Here is a 6,093-nt window from a genome sequence, read left to right on the forward strand (position 1 = left end):
GGCCGGACGATCCCGCCGACTGAGCCGCCCATGGGATCAAGACTGCTGACCGAGCCGCCCATAAGATCAAGGCTGCTGACCGAGCCGCCCACGGGATCAAGACTGCCGGGTGAGCCGTCTGTGGGTTCGGTTCTGCCGGGTGAGCCGTCTGTGGGTTCGGTTCTGCCGGGTGAGCCGTCTGTGGGTTCGGTTCTGCCGGGTGAGCCGCCCGCTGGATCAATTCCGCCGGGCGACGCTGTTCCGGGCGACGCTGTTCCAGTCGGCTCCGACCTCGACCGGCCAGGGGATCCCTCCGCCGAGCCGGGCGGACTGCGCCGACGTCGCCTCCTCGCCGGCGCTCTCGTCGTCATCGTCGTGGTCGTGGCCACGGCTACGGCCATCGTGTCGACCACCGGCCCGCCGTCCGACCCGTCGGCGCGGCTCCTGATCCAGGCACGGGCCAAAAACCAGCAGGCGATGGTGGGGCAGTCCGCCCCCACGGCCAGCCCGAGTCCCGGTGCTTCCGTTCGCGCAGTCGGCGCCGGGCCACCGGCACCGACATCGATGCCGGGATCCGCATCCGCACCGGGATCCGCGCCGGCACCAGGATCCGTACCGGCACCGGCATCTGTACCGGCACCGGCCAACGCGACCGCCGCGCACGTGGCGAATCCGCCGGTCGCGCCCCCGCCACGCGCGGCCGGTCCCGCCCCCGCGGCGCCGCGCAACACCGCGACTGCGCAGGGCGGTCTCGGCAGGACCTTCGCTGACATCGCGACCCATAGCTGCCTCGACAGCAATGCCCAGGGGCAGGTCTACACGCTGGGTTGCAACGGGGGCGACTACCAGCATTGGGTGTATGCGGCCGGGAACGGCGGGGTGCAGCTCAGGAACGCGCAGACCAACAACTGCGTGGGCAGCAGGGCGAATCCCGCGCCGGACGGAACCAGGTACCAGGGCACGGTGTACGCCACCGGCTGCGACGGCGGGGCCGCGCAGCTCTGGACCACGTCCAGCGACAGTTCCGGAATGACCTTCCGAAACGTCTCCACAGGCGAGTGCCTGGACAGCAACAGCGACGGACGCGTCTACACCCAGGGTTGCAACAACGGCGACTACCAGCGCTGGGGCTAGGCCGTGTCGAGGGTGTCGAGGGTGTCGCGGATTTTCCGGGTGAGGGTGAGGGTGAGGGCGGTGGCGGTGAACGGTTTGTCGAGGAATGCCTTGGCGCCGCCATGTCCCTGCGCGGCGCGGATGCCGACGGTGGGATGGCGCAGCGCCAGGGCGAGTGCCTGCCGGCCGTCCGTGGCGACGAGCGTCCGGTATCCGGCGGAGTTCGGGATCCGTTCGGTCAGCTCACGCGCCGCCGGGTCGTCCTCGACGAGCAGGATGGTCTCGGCGCCGTCGGCGAGTCGGTCGACGGACGGATCCGCCTGCCGCTGGACGGCGAGCGCCGCGACGGCGGGCAGGTAGACGAAGAACGGTTCGAGGTCGACGTGCGCGAGCGATCGTCAGGCGCCCGCCCTGCGGCATCGCGTCGCGGCTGTCGACGGCCAGGTTGACGATCACCTGCTCGAGCTGCCCGTGGTCGGCCCAGATGGCGGTGGGGTGTCACGCCAGGTTGCGACGTACGGGCTGCAGTGTGTGGCCGGATCGGCCAGTGGGAGACCGGGCCCTATTCGTCGGCGATCCAGCAGCCGTGGAATCCGGCGGGCACCCGCCGGGGCAGGGACACCGACGCCACGGTGTCAAGGTCGGCGGCAGCCAGGACGAGCAGTTCGGAACCGCTCCCGGCGTTGTCGGTCACGATCGAGATCAACCAGCCGTCGTCCTCCGACCGGGCCCCGGGCGCGGCGACGAAGATCGCCTCACCGGGGCTGGCGCCCAGGGAGCGGACCGTGCTCTCGCTGGTCAGGACGTCGTACTTGACGATCGCATCCTGGCTGACGGAGTAGAGGAAGCGGTTCGACCGCCCCACCCGCTGCTCGTTGAGGGTGGGGAATTCGACCGCCCGGTCGTCGAGTGCCTGCTCGGTGACCACGCCGTTCGCCGGGTCGATCAGCCAGCGGTGCGCGAAGCTGTCACCGATCATGTGCTTCCCGGTCGGGGTTCCGCTGAGGCGGGGCCAGACGGCCGCGAAGCCGGCGCGGTCGTAGCGGACGGCGTCGAGCGAGACCCGGCCGTCGTCGTCGACGTGGGCGTTGCCGACGTGGAAGACGTAGCAGGGGTCGATGTCGAACCACTGTGTCTCGCCGCCGCTGCGCGCCATGACGCCGAGGCGAGCGCCGTGGTCGTCGTCCCATCGGTAGGGCATCCCGCGCCCGACGAGACCGAGGTCGAAGACGACCGGCAGGTCGAGCCACACAATGTGGCTTTCGGTGATGGCGAAATCGTGCATCATCGTCGGGCCCGGCACGTCGATCACCCGGCTCTCGACGAGCTCGCCGGCGGCCGAGAGACGGTGGTAGGTCAGGTACGGCGGGGCCATGCCATAGCCGAAGAACAGCAGGTCACCGGTGAGCGGGTCACGCTTGGGATGCGCGGTCATGGCGGTGGCGAGTCGTCCGCCGAAGTCGCACGGCCCGGTCGTCTCCAGCTCGGACGTCAGCTCGTACGGCAGGCCGACCTCCACCAGCGCGAGGATGCGGCCGGCGTGCCGGATCACGCTGGTGTTCGCGGGAACGGCCGTCAGATCGAACCCGGTGGGCCCCACGAACGGCGCACCCGCCAGCTCGCGGGTGCGTACCCAGCGGTTGCGGTACCACTTGGCGCGGCCGTCCCGCAGCCGGACGCCGTGGACCATCCCGGCTCCGGTGAACCAGTGGCCCGGGTCCTCGCCGGGGGGCGGGTTGGGGCCGTTGCGGAAGTAGCGGCCGCGTAGCGCGTCGGGCAGTGTGCCGGCGACCGGGAGGTCGACGGCATCGATCTCGTCGGCCACGGGCGCGAGCAGGCCGCTGAGGTAGGTGGGGTTGCTCGTCGTCATCGTTTCTCCGATCAGAACGGCGGCCCGACCCGGTGGGCACGATCTGCACCGCGGTCAGCAATATTCCATCTTTGACATGTCGACGGTAGAACATCCAACAGTGACAGGTCAAGACTGACCTAAGCTGGGGGCATGAGCCTTCGTCACGCCGTGCTCGGCCTGCTCGCCGATCGCCCCGCCAGCGGCTACGACCTGCTCAAGACATTCGCGATCTCGTTGAGCAACGTCTGGTCGGCAACCCAGAGCCAGGTGTACGCGGAACTCGGTCGCCTGGCCGACTCCGGTCAGGTGACCGTCACGGCCGAGGGGGCCAGGGGTCGCAAGGAGTACGCGATCACGGAGTCCGGGCGGGCCGAGCTGCACCGCTGGCTCACCAAGGTCGAACCGAACCGGACATCACGCAACGACACGCTGCTTCGGGTGTTCTTCCTCGGCCTGCTCGAGCCCGACGAGGCCCGGGCGTTCATGCGGCGGGAAGCCGAGACCGCGGCGGCTCACCATGAGGAGCTCTCCGCGCTGACGGCGGTCGCCTCCGGCCCGGACTCCTTCTCCGTTCACGGCCGCCTCGCACTCGAATGGGGCCTTCGCGTCACAGCCGCCCAGCACGAGTGGGCGCTGTGGGCGGAGAAGCAGATCGTCGACCGCGCCGCGGGCCAGGACATTCAGAATGAGGGGGTGTCTCGGTCCTGACGGGGCCGGCACCGTGGGAAGCGCGACGGGTCGCCGGTTGCCCGACCGACTCGCATCAGGAAGATCATGTCTATCCAAAATAATTATCCGACCACGGAGTGTTAACTTTCCGGCGCGTCCCACCGAAAGTTACGCTTCTCTTTGCGGAGAGTTCTTGCAAGCCGGAAAACACGCCATCCCGACGGCTCTAGGTTCACGGCATGAAAAAGCGCAGAATCTCAGCCGTCTTCGGCGCGGCCCTCCTTTGCTCCCTGGTCGGCATCGCGCCGAGCGCGTCAGCGGCGGGTCCCGGTGCCACCGCCCCCGCGTACGGAGTCCCCTCCGCGCGTCCGTTGCACATTCTGCTCACCAACGACGACGGATGGCGGGGCACCGGAGGCTCCGACACCCCGCTGATCGTCGCCCTGCGCGACGCTCTCAAGGCCGCCGGTCATGACGTTGTCGTCGTGGCACCCGGCACCGACCAGAGTGGCCAGGGTGGTCGTATCTCCGCACCCCCGCTGCAGCTCACGGTCGCCAAGCCCGAGCCATCGGTGTGGACGGTCACCCCGGGATCACCCTCGGACAGCGTGTTCTTCGCCTTCGACCAGGTCTTCACGAACGCCAAGCCCGACCTGGTCGTCTCCGGGATCAACCCCGGCAACAACCTGGGTCAGGCGGTCAACCACTCGGGCACCGTCAACGCGGCCGCGACCGCGCTCGAGTTCGGAGTGCCCGCGATCGCGGTCAGCCTGCAGACCTCGAGCACCTGGCGGGAGGGAACGGCCGTCGCCGCGAAGAGCTCGGCCGAATACGTGGCGGGTCTCGTCCAGCGGCTGCAGGACAGGTCGCAGCACGGCGCACTGATGCCCCGGGGAGTCGGTCTCAACGTCAACTACCCGCTCCTGGCCGGCCCCGTCGACCCCACCACCGGCAAGCCCGGTTCGGTGCTGCCCCCCAGAGGGGCCCGGCCCACCACGCTGGACACCGGTGTGGCCCTCGACCTCGGCTACACGCCGACCAGCGGGCAGGCGGGACAGCCGGGTACCTACACGATCGGGCTCACCCCGAACGACCAGGCCGCTGCCGTGGGTACCGACACCCGCGCCGTCCAGGACGGATATGTCAGCCTCACCCCACTGGAGGCGGACCGTGACGTGGATGGCTCCACCGAGAGCTGGCTCCACCGCGTTCTCTGACGGCGGGTACTACTCCCTGGTACCCGTACGGACTGCGCCAGCCGGGCATGATCCCGCTCGCTCGGGAATTTCCTCATCGTCGGGTCCGGCACGTCGATCACCATGACCGTCATGCCCGAGGGTCGGCGGCGACGACTCGGTACAGGTGCTCAGCGGCAACGGCCGAGCCCGCGCCGAGCCCGCGCCGAGCCTGACCGGACGCCGATCGGCGGGAGACCGTGGTCGCCCTGCTGTCCGCGACCACCAGCCTGGCGGCATTTGTGTCGATCTTTGTGGTGTCCGGGACGTTCACCTACGCGGTGGACGCCCGGCGTCGTGAGTTCGGGTTGCTGCGCGCCGCTGGTGCGACTGCGCGCCAGGTCTTCCGGCTGGTGCTCGGCGAGGCGTTTGTCGTCGGAGTGCTCGCCGCGGTCGTCGGCAGTGCACTCGGCGCGATGCTCGCCCCCCGGTTCGCGCGATGGCTGGCCGGAACGGGGTTCGCCCCGAGCGACTTCACGGCCCGGTTCGTCTTCTGGCCGGTCGCTGCAGCGTTTGGGGTTGGGCTGGTCGTCGCGTTGCTCGGCGCCTGGCTGGCGGCGCGCCGTGCCGCTGCTCGTGGAGATGGCAGCCGTCCATTCGTCGGACGCGATCGCTCTGGTCCTGACGGCCGCGATGCTGCTGGTCGTGGCCTGCGCCATGTTCGCTCCGCTGGTCGTCCCGCCGGTGGTGCGGCTGCTCACCGCGCCGCTGGCCGCTTCGCCGGGCGGGGTGGTCCTGCTCGCCCGCCACAGCGCCGTCGCCGCCGTCCGACGAACCGCGGCCACGGCGGCGCCCGTCCTCGTGACCGTGAGCATCGCCAGCGCGACGCTCACCGGGTTCGGCACCGTCCAGGCTGCCACGCAGAGCGCCGCCCACGATCGGATCACGGCCGACGCTGTGGCCGTTCCCGGCAGCGGCGCCGGGCTCAAGCCTCCGGTCGGTACTGAACTGTGAGTGAACCGTAGCTGGACCCCAAAGATGCAGGCTTGTAGTTGCAGGTTCGCAAGTTGCACGATCAATGAGTGCGGAGCCGACGCTGGAGGCCGGACAGCGACGGCAGCCACCAGAGCTGGCCGAGCACCCCGAAGGTGACTGGCTCGAAACTCGGATGGGAAAGGTATGAAGGCGACATATGAGGCGCCGGTCCTCCAGGACCAGGGATCGTTCCGGAAGGCCACCGGCTTCGTAGGCTTCTTCGGAGGCTGGGGCTGGGGTGGTTGGGGCGGCCACCGGCATCACTGGGGC

General features: G+C 69.8%; 7 protein-coding genes and 1 pseudogene. 7 read left to right on the forward strand and 1 reads right to left on the reverse strand.

Going from position 1 to position 6,093, the window contains the following annotated elements; all coding sequences use genetic code 11:
- Positions 1-642 precede the first annotated feature (642 nt).
- Both NBZ83_RS29440 and NBZ83_RS29445 read left to right on the forward strand, forming a co-directional pair.
- Positions 643-1,113 (forward strand): RICIN domain-containing protein, encoded by a 471-nt coding sequence (locus tag NBZ83_RS29440; protein ID WP_261576259.1) that lies wholly within the window; start codon positions 643-645, stop codon positions 1,111-1,113.
- Between the two features lie 101 nt (positions 1,114-1,214).
- Complete coding sequence (locus tag NBZ83_RS29445; protein ID WP_261565232.1) at positions 1,215-1,541, forward strand: hypothetical protein; 327 nt, start codon at positions 1,215-1,217, stop codon at positions 1,539-1,541.
- A 113-nt stretch (positions 1,542-1,654) separates the two neighbouring features.
- Here the strand turns inward: NBZ83_RS29445 and NBZ83_RS29450 are convergent, their stop codons facing one another.
- Complete coding sequence (locus NBZ83_RS29450) at positions 1,655-2,962, reverse strand: carotenoid oxygenase family protein (RefSeq protein WP_261565233.1); 1,308 nt, start codon at positions 2,960-2,962, stop codon at positions 1,655-1,657.
- 132 nt (positions 2,963-3,094) lie between these two features.
- Here NBZ83_RS29450 and NBZ83_RS29455 point away from each other — a divergent pair, with 132 nt between their 5' ends.
- The 5 genes and pseudogenes from NBZ83_RS29455 to NBZ83_RS29475 form a co-directional block, all read left to right on the forward strand.
- Positions 3,095-3,652 carry a PadR family transcriptional regulator gene (locus NBZ83_RS29455; protein WP_261565234.1) on the forward strand — a complete coding sequence of 186 codons (558 nt, stop codon included), beginning with the start codon at positions 3,095-3,097 and terminating at the stop codon, positions 3,650-3,652.
- A 200-nt stretch (positions 3,653-3,852) separates the two neighbouring features.
- Positions 3,853-4,830: a 5'/3'-nucleotidase SurE gene (gene surE / locus NBZ83_RS29460; RefSeq protein WP_261565235.1), complete on the forward strand. Its 978-nt coding sequence runs from the start codon at positions 3,853-3,855 to the stop codon at positions 4,828-4,830.
- Between the two features lie 299 nt (positions 4,831-5,129).
- Positions 5,130-5,360: pseudogene (locus NBZ83_RS29465) on the forward strand (FtsX-like permease family protein); the annotation flags it as partial.
- Between the two features lie 52 nt (positions 5,361-5,412).
- Positions 5,413-5,802, forward strand: a complete 390-nt coding sequence (locus NBZ83_RS29470) for a hypothetical protein (protein ID WP_261565236.1) — start codon at positions 5,413-5,415, stop codon at positions 5,800-5,802.
- A 165-nt stretch (positions 5,803-5,967) separates the two neighbouring features.
- Positions 5,968-6,093, forward strand: a 126-nt coding sequence (locus tag NBZ83_RS29475; protein ID WP_261576260.1) for a keywimysin-related RiPP, incomplete at its 3' end; no start/stop codon positions are given.

The sequence above is a fragment of the Frankia gtarii genome (assembly GCF_025403375.1).
Lineage (GTDB): Bacteria > Actinomycetota > Actinomycetes > Frankiales > Frankiaceae > Frankia > Frankia gtarii.